The sequence below is a fragment of the Achromobacter spanius genome, assembly GCF_002966795.1.
GTDB classification, from domain to species: domain Bacteria; phylum Pseudomonadota; class Gammaproteobacteria; order Burkholderiales; family Burkholderiaceae_B; genus Achromobacter; species Achromobacter spanius_D.
Map to the genome: position 1 here is coordinate 912,766 of NZ_CP023270.1, position 21,198 is coordinate 933,963.

At 67.5% G+C, this 21,198-nt stretch carries 12 protein-coding genes; 8 read left to right on the plus strand and 4 right to left on the minus strand.

Features of this window, described 5'->3' with window-relative positions; genetic code table 11:
* Positions 1 to 21 precede the first annotated feature (21 nt).
* The 4 genes from tssI to tssJ form a co-directional block, all read right to left on the minus strand.
* Positions 22 to 8,526, minus strand: a complete 8,505-nt coding sequence (tssI, locus tag CLM73_RS04100) for a type VI secretion system tip protein TssI/VgrG (protein WP_105237416.1) — start codon at positions 8,524 to 8,526, stop codon at positions 22 to 24.
* 154 nt (positions 8,527 to 8,680) lie between these two features.
* Complete coding sequence (locus CLM73_RS04105; protein ID WP_105237417.1) at positions 8,681 to 9,460, minus strand: DotU family type IV/VI secretion system protein; 780 nt, start codon at positions 9,458 to 9,460, stop codon at positions 8,681 to 8,683.
* Between the two features lie 16 nt (positions 9,461 to 9,476).
* Positions 9,477 to 10,823: a type VI secretion system baseplate subunit TssK gene (gene tssK, locus CLM73_RS04110; RefSeq protein ID WP_105237418.1), complete on the minus strand. Its 1,347-nt coding sequence runs from the start codon at positions 10,821 to 10,823 to the stop codon at positions 9,477 to 9,479.
* A gap of 83 nt (positions 10,824 to 10,906) precedes the next feature.
* A complete protein-coding gene (tssJ, locus tag CLM73_RS04115; RefSeq protein ID WP_105237419.1) occupies positions 10,907 to 11,524 on the minus strand; it encodes a type VI secretion system lipoprotein TssJ in 618 nt (205 codons plus the stop codon).
* 156 nt (positions 11,525 to 11,680) lie between these two features.
* On the opposite strand from tssJ, the gene CLM73_RS04120 reads away from it, so the two are divergent.
* The 8 genes from CLM73_RS04120 to tssH all read left to right on the plus strand — a co-directional run bounded on the left by CLM73_RS04120 (position 11,681) and on the right by tssH (position 21,190).
* Positions 11,681 to 12,340, plus strand: a complete 660-nt coding sequence (locus tag CLM73_RS04120) for a hypothetical protein (RefSeq protein WP_234015806.1) — start codon at positions 11,681 to 11,683, stop codon at positions 12,338 to 12,340.
* A gap of 70 nt (positions 12,341 to 12,410) precedes the next feature.
* Complete coding sequence (gene tssB / locus CLM73_RS04125; protein ID WP_105237420.1) at positions 12,411 to 12,926, plus strand: type VI secretion system contractile sheath small subunit; 516 nt, start codon at positions 12,411 to 12,413, stop codon at positions 12,924 to 12,926.
* Positions 12,919 to 14,412, plus strand: a complete 1,494-nt coding sequence (gene tssC / locus CLM73_RS04130; RefSeq protein WP_105237421.1) for a type VI secretion system contractile sheath large subunit — start codon at positions 12,919 to 12,921, stop codon at positions 14,410 to 14,412. The genes tssB and tssC overlap by 8 nt, the downstream gene beginning before the upstream one ends.
* A 48-nt stretch (positions 14,413 to 14,460) precedes the next feature.
* Positions 14,461 to 14,964 carry an Hcp family type VI secretion system effector gene (locus CLM73_RS04135; protein ID WP_105237422.1) on the plus strand — a complete coding sequence of 168 codons (504 nt, stop codon included), beginning with the start codon at positions 14,461 to 14,463 and terminating at the stop codon, positions 14,962 to 14,964.
* Between the two features lie 64 nt (positions 14,965 to 15,028).
* Positions 15,029 to 15,514, plus strand: a complete 486-nt coding sequence (gene tssE / locus CLM73_RS04140) for a type VI secretion system baseplate subunit TssE (RefSeq protein WP_105237423.1) — start codon at positions 15,029 to 15,031, stop codon at positions 15,512 to 15,514.
* A gap of 51 nt (positions 15,515 to 15,565) precedes the next feature.
* Positions 15,566 to 17,404 (plus strand): type VI secretion system baseplate subunit TssF, encoded by a 1,839-nt coding sequence (gene tssF, locus CLM73_RS04145; RefSeq protein WP_105237424.1) that lies wholly within the window; start codon positions 15,566 to 15,568, stop codon positions 17,402 to 17,404.
* Entirely contained in the window at positions 17,368 to 18,459 is a 1,092-nt protein-coding gene (gene tssG / locus CLM73_RS04150; protein WP_199778252.1) for a type VI secretion system baseplate subunit TssG, read from the plus strand. The genes tssF and tssG overlap by 37 nt, the downstream gene beginning before the upstream one ends.
* 22 nt (positions 18,460 to 18,481) lie before the next feature.
* Positions 18,482 to 21,190, plus strand: coding sequence for a type VI secretion system ATPase TssH (tssH, locus tag CLM73_RS04155; RefSeq protein WP_105237426.1), 2,709 nt, complete (start codon positions 18,482 to 18,484; stop codon positions 21,188 to 21,190).
* Positions 21,191 to 21,198 lie beyond the last annotated feature (8 nt).

Consider the following 21,198-nt stretch of genomic DNA (forward strand, 5'->3'; position numbering starts at 1 on the left):
AAGGTGATCAGGGGCGCGTCGTCAGAATGAGGTCCAGCCTTCGGAGCAGTCCACCTTGCGCACGGCCTTGCTGCAACTGGGGCAGAAGTGGATGTTGGCGCAGGTGATGCCGTACATCACGCATTGCCCGATCTCACTGCTGTACTGGCCATTCCGGTTGGGCAGGCCAAAGTAGCAGTGTCCTCCCATGTTGTAGTAGAAGTGCTGCGGCGGATCCAGCTTGGAATCGTCGGCCGAGGGGTCTTCGTCGCGCAGGCCGGGCCAATCGGGGCCGCTGGGCACCATGCCGAGCAGGTGGCCCATTTCGTGGGCCAGCGTTTCCGTCAGGTACGCCTGCGAGTTGGGGACGTAGGGATCCAGCGTGGACACGAACAAGAGGTTCGTGCCGGTGATGGCCAGGCCCGCGTAGCTGGCGGCGACCGTGTTGAACTGGATGTTGAGCACGCCGTTCAGGGGCGTGGACGAAATCTGGGTCAGGTCGACTTTCACGGAGAAGACGGCGCCGGAGCTTTCGCGCATGGGCGTCATCAGGTGGCGCGGGATGGGAATCGACCGTTCCGCGCCCGATGCGTCCGTATAGATGTAGCGGGCGTGGACGAGCCAGTCGTCGCTGTCGTCGAACTCGTACCAGAGGCTGGCCAGCGTGCGGTCGTCGTTGACGATGGGCACCGTCATCACGCGGCCGCCCGGGCCGGCCGGCACGGGCAGGCGCATGTCGCCGCTGGTGCCGGGTGCGGCCAGCCGGTCCACGTGGCAGACCACCAGCGTGTAGGGCTCGCGCTGCTTGCCCGGAGAAGTGACGTACACGCGGCGCACGGCGTCCATGATGGCCTGCTGCGCGTCGACGTTGTCCGCCGCATCCACCGCCGAGCGGCCACGGAATTGCAGGCGCGGCAGCTGGATCATGTCGATGCCGTGCAGCGCGAACTCCGCGGTGACAGGCGTCACGTCGGCCAGATGGTTCGCGGGACGGGCGCTCATGCACATGACTTCCTGGACGTACAGGCGGCGCGCGGTCTCGACGCGTTCGGTCTTGATGAGCTGGCCGCGTTCGTCACGCACTTCGAACAGATAGACGTTGCGGCCGGCGGCGGGCAGGTCGATGTCATCGACGATGCGGGTGCCGTCGGCGTCCGTGACGTAGCTGCGCGGGTTGGTGTGCGGTTCCTGGTAGCTGGCGCGGCGGCCGCGTTCGCGGCTGGAGTACGCGATGTTGCCGGTATCGGGCTTGACGGTGATGGTGAAGCGGTGCGCGCCCGGGCGATTGAATTCCACGTGGATGCGCGGGCGACGGGTCTGCCGCTCTGTGGTGGTCAACGCGTTGCCGTCGTTCCAGCGTTCGTCGGCGCGCTCCAGGTTCACGTATTGCAGGCGCGCGCCGTCCTGGCGGCCGCGGTAGGTGGATGCGCTGGGCACCACGCGGCCGGCGTCGCCCGTTGGGGGCATGCCGCCAGGCAGGTTGGTGCCTTGCGTGCGTGCGACCGGGCCCAGGCCGATCGTGTCCAGCACATCGCGGGCAATCTGGGGCAGCGGCGAATCCGCCACGCCCGGAATCTTCATCAGCACCTCGGCCACCTTGGGCAGCGTTTCGGTGGCCAGCGTGGGCGACTGCAGGATCGCGCCGATCACGCCGGGCACCGACGAGGACGACAACCCCGGCATGCTGAGGATCGCGCCCGCCACGGCGGGGATGTTGGTCTGATTGACGTCGGGCAGCGAGAACAGCGTGTCGACGGCGGACCCCAGCGCGGCGGCGCGGTCGCCAGCCGCGTTCAGCGCCTGCGTCATGACCGGCACGATGGCGGCGCCGACGTTGGCGCTGACGCCGCCTGACAGGAGCGTGGACGCGCCGGACATTGCGGAGGATGCGGCGCTGGCCTGCTGTGCAACGGCGGCAAGGCCGCCACCCGCCGCCAGCGCGCCAAAGCCCGCTGCGCCTGAACCGCCACCTCCCGCAGCGGCTGTTGCGCCAGCGGCAGCGCCCGTTGCCGCGCCCGCACTCGCCACCGCGCCTGCGCCGCCTGCGGCGGACAGATCGGTGGCGCTCGTGGCGGGCGTGCTGTCGGACATGCCGGCCGCCTGCGCCGTCGTGCTGCCGAGGACAGCGTCAGGGCTGCCGGCCGGGGTGACGGCGGTGGGCGGGGCCGTGGCGCCGGAGGCAGTGGTGGGGGGCGACGCGGTTGGCGTGGCGGAGGGGGGAGCGAAGGGGGGCGTGGCGCCGGGGGCGGATGCGGGGGATGCGACGGCGCCTGCACCTGTGCCCGCACCCGCACCCGCGCCAACCTCTGCGGTTGCTCCAGTGTCGGCATGTGTCGCGGCAGGCGTGGGTGCGGTGGTTCCCGTGTTGGCTCCTGTCACCGCGCCCGGACCTGCAACCGTGCTCGACCCCGCAGCGCCCGGCTCAATATTGGCGTTGGCGCTGGCGCCAGGGGGCGCGCCAACGGCTGCATCGGCGCGAGCACCAGAGCCTGTCATCGTGCCGTCCGCGCTTGGCGCACCCATCACGCTTGCAGAGGGAGACCCGACTGCCGGTGACACTTCAGCGCCCGGCGCTGCCGTGGCGCCAGAGACGGCGCCTACGGCCGGTGACGTCCCTGCCGCCGCGCTACCGCCGGAGGCCGCGTCGACGGCGGCGCTCGTCCCCGCGATGCCTGCCCCGGCCGCCGGCTGCACATTGGGCAGTCCGGTTCCTTGCGGTAGTCCGGCTCCTTGCGGCAGTCCTGCGCCTGGCGGCAGTTCTGCGCTTTGCGGCAGTCCTGCGCCTTGCGGCAGTCCCGCGCTTTGCGGTAGCCCGGCGCCTTGCGGCAATCCTGCGCCTTGCGGCAGTCCTGCCGCTCCGGCGTCCGGCACGAAACCGGGCGTTTTCAACGAGCCTTGCGGCAAGGACGGCGCGGCGATGGATGCGCCATCGGTTGCCGGCAGCATCGCCGCTTCGCTCATGACGGCGTCGGATGCGGAGGCCGAAGGCGCGTGCTGCGCCAATGCGCCCGTCGACGACATCGCGGCAGCGGCGTCGCCTTGTGCCGTCGCTGCCGTGGCCGCCGAATAGTCCCCGGCCATGGCATCGCCGGCGGATACTCCGGACGCGGCGCCGCCGGAGGGCGAGGTTATCGCGGGAAGATCCGAAGCGCCGGGCAGGCCGCCTTCCGTCGTGGATGCGGAGGCCAGCGGGCCGGCATGGCTGGCTGCCGACGCCGTCGTGCCAAGCAAGCTGGCCGCGCCCGCGGCCAACGATGCGAGCAGAGCGGCATTAGGCAGCGCGGCCGTGGTTTCCGTGTCGTCGCGGTGCGATCCGGATTGCGCGTTGCCGGTCTTGGCGTCGAGGGAGGGGCGCGCGGAATTGGCGGAGCCGTTCGCTGCCTGTCCGGCGGGGGACGACGTGGAGGCCGCGATGGATTGTTCGGAGCTGCCCGCGGCAAGCAGGGCCAGCGCGGACAGCGCGGCATTGTTCGGTTCGGGATGCTGATCGTGCGCGGCGGGCGTTGCATCGCCCTGCGTTGCATCGCCGTGCCTCGTCGTTCCGCGTTGATCGGGGTTCTCCAATGGGGCAGCGAAGCCGGTCGCGGCGCTGCGCGGCGCATTGGTGCCGTGGGCTTGATCTGCGCTGCGCAGTTCTCCGGTACTGCGGACCTCGTGGGCGCCGCGCCGTTCATCGACACCGCCGGCTTCGTTGGCGCCACGCGCTTCATCGGCGCGGCGGCTGTCGCGATCGCTCCCGGCGCGCGACGACGCCTGTGCCGCCATCGCGCCGGCCAATGCCGCCAGCATGCCTGTGGACGCGATCGATGCGTTGGACTGGCCTGTACCTGGCGAAGCGGCGTTGGAAAGGCCCGCCAGCAGGGAGGGTTGGGACGCGATGCCAGCGGCGGCGGACGGAGCGGCTGTTTCCAAACCAGGCGCTCCCGGGGCAGGATGCTCGCCACTTGCGCCCGGCTCAGGTGCGCGCGAGGCTTGGGTCGTGCCGCCAATCATGCTGGCGGCAAGGCCCGCGGCCGCAGTCGCGCCAGCCGTTGCACCCGCTGCATCCAGAACGGGCTTTACCGTTGCGCTCGCACCAACGGCGTCGCTCGCTAGACCCGAGCCAGTGAACGCCGCTGACGTTCCCGCGAGCGTATTCGCAGCAATGCCTGCATCTGTCGCGCCGGTCGCGAGACCTGCGCCGGCTATCGTTGCCCGCGAACCCTCGAAGGTTTGCGTGGCGACGCTTGCTCCGGCCGCGTGGTCAGCGAGACTTTTGTCCGCATAGGCTTCAGACGATCCCTCGAGGGTTTGCGCTGCACTGCTTGCTTCTGCTGCATGGTTTGCGAAGCTCGCGTCGGCGAGTGCTCCTGGCGTTCCCGCGAAGGCGCCCGATGCGATAGTTGTGCCGGTCGCGCTGTCGGCGATGCCACCGCCGATCGACATATCCCCCGCTGCGAGCGGCAGTTCTGCCGCAGAGCCCGCGCCTTGGACGTCAAGCGAGCGGCTCGCGAACTGCGCGCCCGCGTTCATGGATTCGACGGACGGATTCACGCCCGTCGCGCCAGCGGTCAGGCCTGCGACCGAGCCGACTCCAGCGGTGCCGGCAACCAGTCCCGCGCCGGCGCCAGCCGGCAGGGTGCTGGCGGCTACGCCCGCCGCCGCGCCCGTGGCGGAAAGAGCAGAAACATTCGTTCCCGCCGCTGCGCTGCCTGCCGCCGCGCCGGATGCCGAGGCGGTGACTGGCGTCGTCGCGGCTTGCATTGGCGCTGGATTGGCGGACGCTGCAGGCGCCGAGGAGGGCGCATCAGCGGTTGCCGGCATGGCATTCGGCGCAGATGTGACCGATCCAGCCGTTGATGCGGACGTCGGTGTCGAAGTCGAAGTCGATGCCGATGTGGACGCCGATGCAGGTGCCGTTGCCGAAGCAGAGACAGGTGTCGAGGTTTCTGCGGAAGCCTGTGCAGAGAGGGGCGCCGATGCAGGCGACGCAGCGGCGTCTGCCGTCGTGCCCCTTTCCGCCGAAGTGGCCGCGTTGGGGGCGGGCGATGCCGCAGCAGGTTGCGATGCGTGCGCGGTTGCGCTGCCTTGCGCGCCTCGTTGCGCGCCTTGTTGCGTGCCAGCGGCCGCTGCCTGACCGCCAGATGCAGCGGACGCTGAGCCAGCCGCTTCAGATGGCGAGGCCGGAGATGCTTGCGCCGCGGTTCCTGCGGCACTTGCACCGCCGGCAGCCGCAGGCGCGCCAAGCGCATCACCAGGGCCGCCAGCAGCGCTGGCAACGGCTGTCGTGCCTGCGCCCGCCTGCGCGCCATCTGCGACACCGGCAGGGGCAGTCGCGCCACCCGCCACGCCGGCACCCGCTTCACCCGCGCCGCTTCCGATCCCCGCCAATCCCGCGGCGCTGCTGATCATCCTGGACGCGCCTTCGGGCGCGACGGAAGCCAGCATGTCCGTGGCCGCCGGCAGGGCGGACATGGGGTTTTTGACGAGTTCGGCCGCCTTGGAAACCGCGCCTGCCGCGGAAGCGGCGCCGTCAATTATGCCGCTCGCGCCGGGCGCCACCGTGCCCAGCAAGCCCTTGGCGGCCGGCAGCGCCGACATCGGGTTCGCAACCATGGCCTGCGCCTGCGACACCATACCCATGGTGTTCTTTGCCGTATTGAGCAGACCGCCGACGGCGGGGCTGCCGTTGCCCAGCAGCCCGGGGGCGGCCGACAGCGCGCTCATCGGATTCTTTGCCATGCCAGCCAGCGCATTGGCCTGGCCGGCCAGTTGCGACAGTTTGCCGGCGGCGCCCGCAGCGGTCTTGCCCAGGTCGCTCAAGCCGCCGGGCACCATGTCGCCCAACCCGCCCAGGCCTCCGCCCGCGCCCGCAGCACCGGCCGCCCCGCCAAAGCCCGACATCAGGCTCGCGCCGGCCTTCTTGGCGGCGGTGGCGAACGCGCCGTCCTTGTGCACCAGCTCCGCGCTCACGATAAGCGGGTCATCAACCGTCGTGCTGGGCAAGGCCGGCAGGCTGGCGGCGTCGCTGCCGGGACCGACGAAGTTGTGCGTGGCGCCCTTGACTGAAAACAGGCCGGGTCCCTTGAACACGATGTCCGCGCCATCGAGCGTGACGCTGCCGCCGGCGGCCTGCAGCGTGACGCGCTGGTTGCCGAGGATCTCGATGCCCTCGGCCGACGAGGTCACGGTGATGTCCTGTCCGGCCAGCGCTTCCAGGATGTCGGTGTGGGCGTGCAGGGAGACGGGCGCCTGCGCCGAGATCGCGCGCAGCGGCCCCTGCTGCGCGAACACGCTTGCCGACTTGGCCGAGACGGCGGCATACGTCTGCGTGGCGGCGACATGCGCATCGGACTGCGCGGTGGCATGCAGATGTTCGCCCGCATGCAGCACCGCGCTGGCCGGCGTGGCAAGGTTCAGCGAGTTCGGCGCATCGACCAGCAGGTGCGGCCCGTCGATGCGTTCGATGTCGGCCTCGGCCATGCGTTGGCCGTTGAGCGCCTTGCCTGCCGCCTGGCCATTCACCTGGCGCGCGTAGCGGCCGTCCTGCTCGGGATCCAGCGCCTTGATGAGATCGTCATAGCCCTCGGCGGCCGTCAGGGGCCGCGCCTGATGCTGGCCCGCACTGTCGTTGAGCCGGCGCGAGGCGTCTTGCGCGCCGCGCAACAGCAGCAGCGCTTCATTGATATCGGCCTGCGTCGACTTGCCCTGTTCCCGCGCCGTGGCCGACACCAGCAGGCCCTGCCCCGAGCGCAGCACGGCCCACGCGTCCGTGCGCAGCTCGAAGCCCGTGCCGCGCCATTGGCCGCGGCTGGCGTCGTCCAGACCCTGTTCCACCAGATAGCCCAGGCCTAGTTGCGTGGCGGCAGTGGAACTGGCCAGGCGCGTGCGCAGCTTGCCCTTGGTGTCGTCGAAGACCCACTGGTTGCGCCCGGCGCCGTCCAGCCCCTGGCTATGCCAGCCGCTGAGCACGCCCGCGTGGTTGGCGTCGCCGTTCTCGCCCGCGGACCAGGGCGGCAGATCCGCGTCGTTGTACAGCTGGCCCGCCACGACGGGCTGATCGATATCGCCGTCAATGAATTCGACGATGACTTCGGTGCCGCCGCGCGGCAGATGATGGGCGCCCCAGTTCGGCCCGGCCTGTGCGCTGGCCACGCGCAGCCAGGTGCCGGACCGGTCGTCGCCGGGCGCGTTGCCGCTGGCGTCGCCATGGGAGCGGTGCGGCAGGCCGCCCGTCAACGGCTTCTCGCCGCGTTGCCAGGGAAACTGCACCTTCACGCGCAGGTCGCGGTCGGACGTGATGGGCGCGTCGGTGGCGCTGACCACCACGGCGGCCAGGCTCTCGGGCGCGGTGGGACGGGCGCGCCAGGCCGGCATGAGGGCTGCCGCGTGAGGCTGCGCGCGGAACCGGTTGCGATAGGTGCCGCGCTCCATGTCCGGCGTGTTCAAGACCTGCGCGGCTTGCCCGCCCAGGTTGTTGGTGGCTTCGTGCGTCACGTCGAGCAGCACGTACCGGTTGCCGGCAAGCTCGTCGATCGCCTGTCCGCCGCCGCCCTGCGCGTAGCGGTCATGCTGGCTGAGTGCGAAAACCCGGCCTGGCGCAAGCGAGCGGGCCGTGCCGGCGCCCTCGAAGCGCACCAGCCGCGACTCGTGCGCGCGCAACGCACGCGCCGCGCTCTGTTCGGCGGCATCGTCGTCGGCGTACTGGCCGTGGCCCGCGTAGTCATAGTCTTCCAGCACGGGCAGCGCCTCGACGACCACCTGCGACTGCAATTGCGCGGCATGCGCGGTCAACGAGCGCTCGTTCCACGCCGCGCGCGCCACGCTGCCCGGACGCACGGATTGCTGGGCGGAGAAGCGCGTGATGCTGTCGCTGGTTTCCGTGGCGTCGCTGCGATGAAAGCGCAGGGGCGACGCCGGGTCTTCCGGACGCGCGGCATCCGCGTCGAAGATCACCACGCGGTGGCGTGCGCCGCCGCCGGCGGCCTGGCCATCATCCTGCTGGTGCTCGAAGCGGTAGCACAGGCCGGCTTGCGCCAGGATGCGCTCCACGAATGCCAGGTCCGATTCGCGGTACTGGGTGCAGATCGCACGGGGCGGCAGGGCGTCGGTGAGTTCGAAGGCGAACGCGGCCTGGGGATAATCCGAGAACACCTCGCTGACGATGTCCTGCACCGACAGGTCCTGATAGATGAAGCTGTCGCGGCGCAGCGCCAGCGCCGCCATCCACGGTGCGGCGTGCAGGCGGTAACGGGCCAGGCCGCCATCGGCGCCCAGCGCGTCCGCGCCTTCCACCACCGCGTGCCAGTGCCGCATCGCGCCATCGGCCTGCAGCAGGCTGACGGTGATCTCCTTGCCCAGCAAGGCCGCCACGTCCAGTTCCGCGCTGGCCGCCAGGCAGTCGAGCGTCATCGAAAAGAGCCGCGAGACGCCCTCGGACAGGCTCATGTGCTCGACGACCAGCTCGGCGTCCAGCCCGGTGGTCAGGCGCAGCAGGCGTGCCTGTTGCGACAGGGTGGCGATGTTCAGCGTGGAATAGGCCGGGGCATTGGAAGGCGAGGCGTTCATAGGGCTGGGCGGTATTCGGTCGGCGGGGCCAAAGGCGCGGGGTGCGCCGGTAGGGAAGAGGGCTTCTCATGCGCGGCCCGCGCGACATGTGGGGGTGTGCGGACTGCGCCAGGGGCGCGATCGGCGCGGGCCGTGCGGGTCTTGCGCGCTGCCGCTAAGGCAGCGAAATCGTCAGATGCGCCGCGCGCGGACCCAGCTTGACGATGTCGTGATAGGGCGCCATCGCGGTCTGCATTTCGGTGTTCAGGAAGTGGCCCATGCCCAGGAAGGCCAGCAGGCCCAGCAACGCAAACAACGCCATGATCGACCACAGCGGCACGTCACGCTTGAGCGTGTGCGCCACCTTGTCGGGTAGCGGCCAGTGCGGCGCGAAGCCGGTGCGCTTGCCGCGCAGCAGGGCGATCTCGTCGCCCAGCCGTGCCGTCAGATATCCCAGTTTTTCCTGGCCTTCGATCAGGTACTTGCCCTGAAAGCCGAGCAGCAGGCACATGTAATAGATCTCGAGCGATTGCAGGCGCGGCGCGCCCTGCGCGCGCAGATCCTCCAGCCGGGCGAAGAAGTTCTCGCCCGCCAGCTGCTCGCCAAAGAGCGCGAGTTGCAGCGGCTGAAGCATCCAGGCGTCGCGGATCGCGAAGCCGGAATTGAGCACGGTCTCGTCCACGGCGGCACAAAATGCGTACTTGGTGGCGTACACGTCCTCGGCGGGGATGTCCATTTTCTTGGCGGCGCGTTCGTAGTCCGCCAGGAACTGCTGCACGTGGGCGGAGAATGCGGCCGCGTCGGTGGGCTCCTGGCCGCTCTTGAGCAGGAACAGCATCAGGAACCCGTCGTACATCAGATCCAGCAATGACCTGGCCGGACGGCTCGCGTGAAAGGCCGCCGCGTGCGGCGGCAGCGATGCGCCAGGCATCAGGGAGGGGGTGTCAGCAGTCATGTCGGTGTCGTTCCTGTCAGCGAGTCACTGCGATCAGATCCAGCTTGAGTTCGGGAATCCCGGCGGGGGCATAGATGGCAATGCTTCGCGCCTGCAGCATGCGGTCGTACAACGAACCGCGTGTCTGCAGGGCGAAATAGACAGCGCCCGGCTTGACGGGCACGGCGGGCGGCACCTGCGGCGTATAGGAAAGCGGCACGCCCGGCATGGCCGACAGCACCAGCTTGTCCACGTCTTCGGGGGCGCCCACCTTGAAGCGCATGGGCACGCTCTCGGACAGCTCGGCGGCGGGCATCGCGGCCTGGACCGCCAGATACAGCGAGGTGGTCTCGTCCAGCTTTTCCGAGTCGAGGCGGCCCATGTGGAACGACGGACGCAACTCTTCAAGCACGATCGAGAAGTACCGGGTCGAGATCACGGTTTCGAGCAGGTCGCGCAGGATCTCGTCCATGCGGGCAAACGCCGGTCCGGGCGCATCGTGGCGATACACGGGAAGATCCGCCAGCGTGTGCACCTTGGAAAAGGTCATCAACGCGCCCGCCAGCCGCGCCAGTTCCTGAAACAGGCGTTCGGGATGCAGTTGCGGATGATGGAACAGGTGCGACAGCGTGGCATAGGCCTCGTTCGCGGTATGCAGCAGCCAGAACGAAGCGACGTCGCCGGAGCGGAACTCGATGATGTTCTTGCTGGGTTCGCGATGAAACCCGTAGAGCGCGTTGACCTTGGCCTGCAAGGCGTCGAGCAGCCGGCGAAGCAGCTCGTGCAGCGCGCCCGAGGCGGTCAGCGACAGGCTGGGCGCGACGAAGGTCGTATCCAGCTCGTAGCTGGCGCTGGCCGTGCGCCGCACGCGCGCCACGGGAATCGCCAGCAATTCGTCACGCGGTTCGAATTCGGAAATCAGGCGCACGTCCTTGCGCAGGAACGCGAGCTCGGCGGAGGCCGCGCCCGTGTAGAGATCGGGGGCGGGGGTGTTGCTGTGCGTGTAGCGGGAGTCGAAGCTGCCCGTAGCCTGGGCGTCGCGGTAGTTGCCGCCGATTGCCTTCAAGGGATGAATCGCCAGATAGAACACGGCTTCGGTCACGCCATCCAGCGCGGTCAACGCCACAGGCGGCGGAAGTTCATCGCCGTGCGGCGCGCTGTAGAGTTCACCGTCCGGAAACACGGCGCTCATTTCGGTGGCGCGCAGCATGCCGTTGGCAAGCGCCGAGGCATCGAAACGCGCCGAACGCAGACCCCATGCATAGGGGTGCAACACCCTGGCCATTTCGGCCAGCCGATCTTCGTGATACGCATCCTGCCGCTGGAAATGCTGCGGCCGGAGGAACAGACCTTCGCCCCAAAGGACTTTGGCGGAGTAACTCAAAATACGCGCTCCCTGTTTCGTCTTTCCTGGTTTCTCTATTGCTTAAGAATTGAAGGATGTGAACGGCAGGCGGCCGCGAGGCTTCAGCCTGGACACTGCACGCCGGACAGGCGTGACGGATCGTAGGCGGGCACGCCCGCAGGCAACGTGGGGCGGCCCTTGGCCACCGTCAGCGCGCAGGCATGCGCGCCCAGTACGATGCCGTCGTCTTCCACATCCTCGACTTTGAATACGTACTTCCATCGCATGGGCGCGGGCGCATAGAACAGGCCGGCGACCGCGATGTAATCGGCTTGCTTGGGGACTTTTTCAACGGTTTCGTAACGCTGTCCCGGCGTGAGCGTGAGCTCGCGCGAACCCAGCATTGATTCCCCCAGCGCTGCCTTTTCCCCGGCAGTGTCTATCAATTGCGTGAGCGGCGCACGCTGGAATGGCTCAGGATTCTTCAGGTAGTATATTTTTGTAACCACCGCCATCGACTGGCCGGCGCCGGCATTCAAATTTTCTCCGGCGTGAATCGCCAAGTTCACTTCCACAGGCGCGTTTTCGGGCTTTTTCAGGCCCGCCATCTCCATCGCGTTGCCCGTCAAACCGGCCACCGCGCCAATGGCCGACACGGCCGCACATCCAGCAACGACGCTGCTTGCAAGCGCACACGACAACCCCGTGAACAAACGTGATAAACGGATATGTTTGGACATGGCTCTTTATACCGGAAGTGTGTGAAGCAATACAGATCACTGCACGATACGTGCAAATTCGACGCAAGTAACATGAAGAAACGTGCTGTAGCGCTGCACTAACAAAAGGTTGTTGAAATACGGCCCCTGGTTACAACCTTGCTAGGTGCTTAAAAAATGCGCTTCCCCCGCCTCGTTGTCATCGCAGGTTTTGCTGCCGTTCTGGCCGGCTGCGCGACGGTCAAGCCACAGTCCGACGCCGAGTACAAGCAGTCCTTGGCCGATGCGGAAAAGACGTTGGCGCAGAAGGACGCCGACCTGGCCGTTGCGCAATTTGAAGAGATCGCGCAGCGCAATCCGTCCAAGGGCGAACCTTGGTCCTACATCGCGAAGATCCGCTTCGACCAGCAGAAATACGGGCAGGCGATCGTGGCGGCCGACGAAACGTTGAGCCGTGATCCGGATGACTTCGTGGCCAAGACGGTGCGCGCCGTCGGTGGCCTGCGCGTGGCCATGCAATCCCTGGCCGATGTGCGCGCCGATGCGCTGCTGGCCGGCAATGCTCGCCCGGACGCCGTGGCGCTGGCCGAGGCGATGCGTGAAACGCTGGGCCAGGACGTCCTGTTCCCCGAGGGACGCCGACCGCCACCCCGGCCGCGCCAACCGAGCAAGGTGGATCCGGCACCCGCCGCGGGGTCGCCCGCCGCAGGGTCGCCTGCCGCAGGATCGCCTGCCGCATCCCCCGCCGCCGCCCCGACTTCGCAACAACCCGCCAGCCCGCCTGCCCAGCAGCCCAATCGCGCGCCGAATCCGTTCGGCGACCTGCTGACCAAGTGATTCGCCTTGGGGCGCCGTCCAGGCGGCGTCTCCCCGACCGACAGACAAGATCCTTTGCACGGAGCCGTCCATGGCCAAGAAAGAAAGCGTTCAGAAACGATTGCAGAAAGTCCGTCCGCCGCGCGTTCAGCTCACGTATGACGTGGAGAAGGGCGACGCCATCGAACAGAAGGAGCTTCCCTTCGTGGTCGGCGTGGTGGGCGACTTTTCTGCGCAGTCCGAGGCCGAGCTGCCGCGCCTGAAGGACCGCAAGTTCGTCAACATCGACGTCGATAACTTCGACGACGTGATGCGGGGGCTGGAACCCCGCGCGGCGTACCGCGTGAAGAACCGCCTGACCGAGGAGGGCGGCACGTTCGGCGTCGACATGAAATTCCGCTCCATCGAGGACTTCCGTCCGGAAGCTGTCGTGCAGCAGGTGGATCCGCTGCGCGAGCTGCTGGACATCCGCACCAAGCTGGCCGATCTGCGCAACAAGCTCGCCGGCAACGACAAGCTGGAAGACCTGCTGGGCGAAGTGCTGACCAGCACCGAAAAGCTGCAACAGCTCACCAGCGAGACCGACAAGGGAGGCCGCAATGAGTAATTCCGCCGCCGCACAAAACACTGCCGCCACCGCCACCGACGCGCAGGGTGGCCTGCTGGACCAGATCGTCGAGCAAAGCCGCGTCGCCAAATCCACCGCCGAGCACGACCGTGCCAAGGACATCATCGGCGAGCTGGTGCGTGAGGTGATGAAGGGCACCGTTGTCGTGTCTGACAACCTCTCGGCGATGCTGGACGCGCGCGTCGCCGAGCTCGACCGCCTGATCTCGGCCCAGCTCAGCGAAGTGATGCACGCGCCCGAGTTCCAGAAGCTGGAGAGCACCTGGCGCGGCCTGCACTACCTGTGCCAGGAGACCGACACCAGCCCGATGCTGAAGATCAAGGTGTTGAACACCACCAAGCGCGACCTGGTTCGCGACTTCCAGACCGCGATCGATTTCGATCAGAGCCTGATGTTCAAGAAGGTGTACGAAGAAGAATTCGGCACGTTCGGCGGCGCGCCGTTCGGGGCGCTGCTGGGCAACTTCGAGATCACGCGCCAGCCCGAGGACATGTACTTCATCGAGCAGATGTCGCACGTGGCAGCCGCGTCGCACGCGCCGTTCATCGCCTCGGCCTCGCCGGAGCTGCTGGGTCTGGACAGCTTTGCCGATCTGGGACGCCCGCGCGATCTGGCCAAGGTGTTCGATACCGTGGAATACACCAAATGGCGCAGCTTCCGCGATTCGGAAGATTCGCGCTATGTCGGTCTGACCATGCCGCGCTTTCTGGGCCGTCTGCCGTACGACCCCGTGGAAGGCACCACGGTCGAAGGCTTCAACTTCGTCGAGGACGTGGACGGCACCGACCATTCCAAGTACCTCTGGTGCAACGCCGCGTGGGCCTTCGGTGCGCGCCTGACGGCGGCATTTGCGGACTTCGGCTGGTGCGCGGCGATCCGCGGTGTCGAAGGCGGCGGCCTGGTCGAGAACCTGCCCACGCATACGTTCAAGACGGACGACGGCGAAATCGCGCTCAAGTGCCCGACCGAAATCGCCATCACCGACCGGCGTGAAAAGGAATTGAGCGACCAGGGCCTGATTCCGCTGGTGCATTGCAAGAACTCGGATTACGCGGCCTTCTTTGGCGCCCAGTCGGTGCAGAAGGCCAAGAAGTACAACACGGATAGCGCCAACGCCAACGCGGTGTTGTCGGCGCAGCTGCAATACATCTTCTCGGTATCGCGCGTGGCGCATTACCTGAAGGCGATGATGCGCGACAAGATCGGCAGCTTCGCATCGGCGCAGTCCGTAGAGAGTTTCCTGAATCGCTGGGTATCGCAGTACGTGCTGCTGGACGACAACGCGACGCAGGAACAAAAGGCGCAGTTCCCACTGCGCGAAGCATCGGTGCAAGTGGCCGAGGTGCCAGGCCGCCCTGGCGTCTTCCGTGCCGTGGCGTTCCTGCGGCCGCATTTCCAGCTTGACGAACTCTCGATCTCGCTGCGCCTGGTCGCCGAATTGCCGGCGCAGGCCCAGAAATCCTGAGCGTCATTGCACTGACAACTCATCCATCATCTGAAGAGGCTATCAACAATGAAGGACATCTACGTCAAGTTCGGCAATCCGGCGCTCAAGGGCGAGTCGCAGGACAAGGATCACCCGGATTGGATCGAAGTCAGTTCGTGGCGCCACGAGATCATCCAGCCGCGCTCTGCCACCGCATCGACCTCGGGCGGCCACACCGCCGAGCGTACCGAACACGGAGAAATGGTCTTCACCAAGGATCTGGACGTTGTCAGCCCGCTGCTGTATCAGCATGCGTCGGGCGGCACGACCTTCGACGAAGTGACCATCGATTTCCTGCGCGCCGATGGCGAAGGCAACCGCGTCAAGTACCTTGAGATCAAGCTGAAGTACGTGATCATTGCCCGCGTGGCGCCGGAAGTCGTGGCTGAAGGCCTGCCGCACGAAACGTTCTCGCTGAAGTACGCCGCCGTGCAGTGGAAGTACACGCAGCAGAAGGTGGGCGGCAATCAGGGCGGCAACGCCCAGGGCGCCTGGAGCCTGACCAAGAACGACAAGACCTACTCGGTCTGATCGCCGCCGCGCAGGCACGAAGACTGCGGCCCAGGCGGGTCGCCGTCTTTTCTTTGAGGCCCCGATGAAAGGATTCGAACCGAGTCTCTTCGACAAGCTGTTCGAAGCAGAGGGCCAGTCGCCCTATGCCTTGCGGCGTTTGTCGATCGAGGAAATGAAAGAGACGGTGGCGCGCGACATCGAGGCGCTGTTGAACACCCGCATGGTGTTCACCGAGGAAGATCTGCGGCGCTACCCGAACTGCCGGCGGTCCGTGCTCACGTACGGGCTGTCGGACTTTTCGGGGCTCAGCCTGGCAAGCCATTACGACCGCGAATTCATCTGCCGTTCGCTCGAGCAGGCGATTGCGCGGCACGAGCCCAGGCTGACGCACGTGCGGGTCATGCTGCAGGTCGACAGCCGGGCGACGTCGGTGCTGTATTTCGCGATCACGGCCATGCTGGATGTGGGACCCGCCCACGAGCCCGTGACCTTCGATGCCACGCTGCAGCCCTCGACCTTGCAGTACTCCGTGACCAAGGGTTGGGCCAAAAGCCCGGCTACGGTCTAGCGCATCAACCCGCGGTGCAGGTGCCCTGGCGCGCCGGACAGGAAGACATCAATGGAAGAATTGCTGCCCTACTACGAGCGCGAACTTGGCTTCTTGCGCACCTCGTCGCGCGATTTCGCCGAGCGCTATCCCAAGATTGCCGCGCGGCTGGGGCTATCGGGCGAGACCTGCGAGGATCCGCACGTCGAGCGCATGATCGAGTCGTTCGCGTTGCTGAGCGCGCGCATCAACAAGAAGCTGGACGACGATTACCCTGAATTCACCGAAGCGCTGTTCGAGGTGATGTATCCGCATTACCTGCGGCCGTTTCCCTCGTGCAGCGTGGCCCAGTTCGACCTGGGCGGCGCGGGCGCGCAGCTGAGCGCGCCCGTGCGCATCGAGCGCGGCACCGAATTGAAGTCGCACCCTGTGCGCGGCGTGGCGTGCCGCTTCCGCACGGCCTACGACGTTGCACTGGCGCCCATCGAGGTCCGGCGCGCCGCGTTCGACTCCAGCGCCAATGCGCCGGCCACCGCCAAGCTGCCGGCCGGCGTCACCGGCCGCTTCTCCATTACGCTGGGCTGCCTGGGCGAGAACCAGCATTGCGGCACGCCAGGCATCGAGCGGCTGCGCGTCTATCTGCATGGCGAACCGTCGTTCGTGGCGGCGCTGCGCGACGCCCTGTTCCTGCGCGCGGCGGCGGCGTATGTCGAGCTGCAGCCGGGGCGCTGGGAACGGCTGGCGGCGATCCCGTTGGCGCAAGTCGGATTGGCGGAAGACGATGCGCTGATCGATTTCCCGGCGAGCTCGCATCCGGCGTACCGCCTGCTGACCGAATACTTCACTTTCCCCGAGAAATTCAACTTCGTCGACATCGACCTGGCGGCGCTGCGTCCCTACATCGGCACCGCGCGGCAGTTCACGCTGCACGTGCCGGTGAGCGGGGTGCGCGCCGATTCCAACACGGCGCGGCTGCTCGAATCGACCTCGGCCGACAACCTGCGGCTGGGCTGCACGCCGGTGGTGAACCTGTTTGCGCAGCGCGCCGACCCTATCCGCGTGACGCATGCGGCGGCGTCGTATCCGGTGGTGGCCGACGCGCGGCGCGCCTTTGGCTACGAGGTCTATTCCATCGATCGCGTGCGCCAGGTGCGCCAGAACGCCCTGAACGATTCGGTCGTGGACTTCAGGCCGTTCTACTCGCTGCATCACGGCGAGTCGCCGGAGTCCGCTGGTCACTACTGGACGATGCGGCGCGATGCGTCGATGGCGCAGCGCAGCCCGGGGTACGAGACCGAGATTTCCATCGTCGACATCGATTTCGATCCCTCGGTGCCGCAGACCGAAACCTTGAGCCTGGACCTGACCTGCACCAACCGTGACCTGCCGGCGAGCATTGCGGTGGGGCAGGCGGGCGGCGACCTGTTCCTGGAAGGCGGCACGGTGGCGCGCAGCATCCGGATGTTGCGCCGGCCGACGCTTTCGCACCGGTTCCAGCAGGGACGGGCGGCGCACTGGCGTCTGATATCGCATCTGGCGCTGAATCATCTGTCCCTCGTGCAGAGCGGTCTGCCCGCCCTGAAGGAAACGCTGCGCCTGTACGACCTGTCGGGGTCGGCGGTGGCCGCGCGCCAGATCGAGGGGCTGGTCGGCCTGGACTACAAACCGGCCACGCACTGGATGCCGGGCGAGCCCTTCGCCACGTTCGTGCGCGGGATCGAGATCCGCCTGACCGTCAACGAGGAACACTTTGTGGGCACCAGCCTGCATACCTTCGTGGCCGTCATCAACCGGTTCTTTGGCCTGTACGTGCATGCCAACAGCTTTGTGCAATTGGTCGTGTTGTCGCGCCGCGGCGCAGAGGAATTACTACGATGCCCCCCATGCAACGGCGACGCCATCCTAGCGTGATGGACGCGCTGCTGGCAGAGCCGCAGCGCTTCAAGTTTTTCCAGGCAGTGCGCCTGCTCGAGCAATGCTTCGCGCGGCAGGAGCGCGGCGCGACGCGCCACACGGTGCCCGTGCATCTGCGCTTTCCCAACGCGCCGGGACTGGCGTTTCCGCCCAGCGAAATCGTCGACGCCGTGGCGTATGACAAGAATGGCGAGGTGCTGGCCGACGAAGCGGCGCGCCAGGCCGCCGTTGCCGAAGGACGGTTGGGCCGCGTGGACGTGACACCGGCGTTCTTCGGCCTGCTGGGCGGGCAGGGCGCATTGCCGCTGCATTACTCGGAGATGCTGGCCAACCGCGAAAGCCAGCGGCGCGACAGCGGCGCGCGCGCGTTCTTTGACATCTTCTCGAACCGCGCGGCGGCGCTGTTCTACGCCGCCTGGAAAAAGTACCGCATGCCGCTCCGGCATGAAACCGAGCAGGACCATCATTACCTGCCGCTGTTGCTGGCCCTGGGCGGCATCGGCCATCCGGCGCTGCGCGACCGGCTGCACAGCGGCGCGGGCAAAGTGTTTGACGAGTCCGTGGCGCACTACGCCGCGGCTGCGCGCCAACGGCCGGTGTCAGCGCCGATGCTGCAGCGCGTGCTGCAGGACTACTTTGGCGTGCCGCTGAAGGTGGAACAGTTCGTGGGCCGCTGGTACGACGTGCCGCCGCAGCACCGCACCCAGTTGGGACAGCCGGGCGCCGTGCTGGGCGTCTCGGCGCTGGCGGGCGATCGCATCTGGCAGCGCGACCTGCGCATCCGCTTGTGGATCGGTCCGCTGTCGGGCCAGGCGTTTTCCGACTTCCTGCCGGGCGGCGAGCGCGCGCAGGCGCTGGAAAAGCTGTTGACGATGTTCGGCGGCATGACGTTCGAGTACGAGGTGCGGCTGGTGCTCAAGCGCGAGAGCGTCACGCCCTGCCAGCTTGGCGAAGGCGGCGACGTGCGCCTGGGCTGGAATTCGTTCCTGTGCACCGGGCAGGCCGCAGAGGACCGCGACGACGCCAGTTATGAACTGCACACCATCCATTGAACCGAAGACAAGCTAAAGACTCATGGCCACTCCGCTGAAGACGTTGATCGGAAAGTTGAATCAGACCTGCCGCCAGGCCGCCGAGCGCGCGGCCAGCCTGTGCATGGCGCAAGGCCACTACGAAGTGGATCTTGAGCATCTGTTCCTGGCGCTGCTGGAAAAGCCGGCCAGCGACGTGAGCATCATTGCGCGGCGTTGCCACATCCAGGCCGATGCGCTGGAGGCCGATCTGAAAGCGGAGATTTCCCGGTTCAAGAACGGCAACACGCGCACGCCCGTGTTTTCAGCGCACCTGCCCAAGCTGTTCGAACACGCATGGCTGATCGCGTCACTGGACACGCAGACGACACGCATCCGCTCGGGGCATCTGCTGCTGGCGCTGCTGACCGAGCCCGATCTGGCGCAGCTGGCGCGCCGGGGCTCGCCGCTGTTCGAGTCGTTCCGGCTGGACGAACTGAAGCATGATTTCGCCGCGCTGACGCAGGGCTCGGAGGAGGCGGGGCAGGCTGTGGGCTTTGCCGATGGCGCGGCTGGGCAGGACGAGGCCGGCAAGCCCGCGCCGGCGCTGTCGCAGACGCCCGCGCTGGACCAGTACACCACCAACCTCACCGAGCGCGCGCGGGAGGGCAAGATCGATCCGGTCATCGGGCGGGACGCCGAGATCCGCCAGATGATCGACATCCTGACGCGGCGGCGGCAGAACAACCCCATCCTGACCGGCGAGGCGGGCGTGGGCAAGACTGCTGTGGTCGAGGGGCTGGCGCTGCGCATCGTCGCCGAGGACGTGCCGCCCGCCCTGGCCGGCGTGACGCTGCGGGTCCTGGACATGGGGCTGCTGCAAGCCGGCGCCAGCGTCAAGGGCGAGTTCGAAAACCGCCTGAAGAACGTGATCGACGAGGTCAAGAAAAGTCCGTCGCCCATCATCCTGTTCATCGACGAGGCGCACACGATGATCGGCGCGGGCGGGCAGGCAGGCCAGAACGATGCCGCCAACCTGCTCAAGCCCGCTCTGGCGCGCGGCGAGTTGCGCACCATCGCCGCCACGACGTGGAGCGAATACAAGAAGTACTTCGAGAAGGACGCCGCGCTGGCGCGCCGCTTCCAGGTCGTGAAGGTCGAGGAACCGGACGAAGCGCTGGCGGCGGCCATGCTGCGCGGGATGGCGCCGCTGATGGAGCGTCATTTTGGCGTGCGCGTCCTGGACGAAGCCATTGTTGCGGCCGCGCGGCTGTCGCATCGCTACATCACGGGCCGTCAGTTGCCGGACAAGGCCGTCAGCGTGCTCGACACTGCCTGCGCGCGTGTCGCGCTGGGCCGCAGCGCCACGCCGGCGCTGATCGACGATGCGCGCCATCGCCTGACGCGGCTGCGCACCGAACGGGAAGCCCTGCGGCGCGAGGCCGCCACGGGGGCGCCGCAGGCGCGACTGGCGGAGCTGGACGCGGAGATCGCAAGCGTGGAAGCGGCGCTGGCCGACGCGGAAGGACGGCACGCGGCCGAAATGGCGCTGGTGGACAGGATCCAGGCCTTGCGCGCCGAACTGGAAGCCCAGGATCAGGCGGCGCCGAATCCGGAGGCCGGAGCGCCAGCCGCTGCGCCAGCTTCCAGCCGCCGCAAGCCGGCGCCTGCGCCGCTCACGCCCGAGCAGCAGCGGCTGGCCGGGCTGATGGACGAGCTGCGCGCCTTGCAGGGCGAGCAGCCGCTGGTGCCCGCCTGCGTGGACGCCCAGATCGTGGCCGAGATCATTTCGGCCTGGACAGGCATTCCGCTCGGGCGCATGGTGAACGACGAGATCCGCACCGTGCTGCAGCTGCAGCCCATGCTGGCCGAGCGCGTCATCGGGCAGGACCATGCGCTGCATGCCATCGCGCAGCGCGTGCGTACGGCCCGTGCCGGCCTGGAAGATCCGGACAAGCCCAAGGGCGTGTTCCTGTTCGTGGGCCCGTCGGGCGTGGGCAAGACCGAGACGGCGCTGGCGTTGGCCGACATACTTTACGGCGGCGAGCGCAAGCTGGTCACGATCAACATGAGCGAATACCAGGAGGCCCACAGCATCTCCGGGTTGAAGGGCTCGCCGCCCGGGTATGTCGGCTATGGCGAGGGCGGCGTGCTGACCGAGGCGGTGCGGCGCCAGCCCTACAGCGTGGTGCTGCTGGACGAAATCGAGAAGGCCCATCCCGATGTGCTGGAGCTGTTCTTCCAGGTGTTCGACAAGGGGGTGATGGACGATGCGGAAGGGCGCGAAATCGACTTTCGCAACACGCTCATCATCCTGACGTCCAACGTGGGGTCCAGCACCATCATGCAGGCCTGCCTGAACAAGCCGGCCGGCGAGCGCCCCTCGCCCGAGCAATTGTCGGATTTGCTGGCGCCGCAGCTGTACAAGGCGTTCAAGCCGGCGTTCCTGGGCCGCATGAAGACGATTCCTTACTACCCCGTGGACGACGATGCGCTGGCCCACATCATCGGCCTGAAGCTCGGCCGCATCGCGCGCCGCGTCCAGGCGACGCACCGCGCGGTGTTCGACTGGGACGACGGATTGGTGGAGGCCGTGCTGGCCCGCTGCACCGAGGTCGACACGGGCGCGCGCAATGTGGACCACATCCTGAACGGCGCGCTGCTGCCGGAGATCGCCGAGCAGATGCTTGGCCGCATGTCGCAGGGTGAGGCCATCGCCAAAATCCGCGTGACCGCGGGCAAGAACGGCGAGTTCCGGTTCCGGATGAGCTGACGGGGGAG

Bases quoted from the DNA above. Each gene is read 5' to 3' on its own strand.
- tssG (WP_199778252.1), top strand. From the start codon at position 17,368: ATGCCCCCCATGCAACGGCGACGCCATCCTAGCGTGATGGACGCGCTG.
- tssI (WP_105237416.1), bottom strand. From the start codon at position 8,526: ATGAACGCCTCGCCTTCCAATGCCCCGGCCTATTCCACGCTGAACATC.
- tssF (WP_105237424.1), top strand. From the start codon at position 15,566: ATGGAAGAATTGCTGCCCTACTACGAGCGCGAACTTGGCTTCTTGCGC.
- tssE (WP_105237423.1), top strand. From the start codon at position 15,029: ATGAAAGGATTCGAACCGAGTCTCTTCGACAAGCTGTTCGAAGCAGAG.
- CLM73_RS04135 (WP_105237422.1), top strand. From the start codon at position 14,461: ATGAAGGACATCTACGTCAAGTTCGGCAATCCGGCGCTCAAGGGCGAG.
- tssH (WP_105237426.1), top strand. From the start codon at position 18,482: ATGGCCACTCCGCTGAAGACGTTGATCGGAAAGTTGAATCAGACCTGC.
- tssB (WP_105237420.1), top strand. From the start codon at position 12,411: ATGGCCAAGAAAGAAAGCGTTCAGAAACGATTGCAGAAAGTCCGTCCG.
- CLM73_RS04120 (WP_234015806.1), top strand. From the start codon at position 11,681: ATGCGCTTCCCCCGCCTCGTTGTCATCGCAGGTTTTGCTGCCGTTCTG.
- CLM73_RS04105 (WP_105237417.1), bottom strand. From the start codon at position 9,460: ATGACTGCTGACACCCCCTCCCTGATGCCTGGCGCATCGCTGCCGCCG.
- tssJ (WP_105237419.1), bottom strand. From the start codon at position 11,524: ATGTCCAAACATATCCGTTTATCACGTTTGTTCACGGGGTTGTCGTGT.
- tssC (WP_105237421.1), top strand. From the start codon at position 12,919: ATGAGTAATTCCGCCGCCGCACAAAACACTGCCGCCACCGCCACCGAC.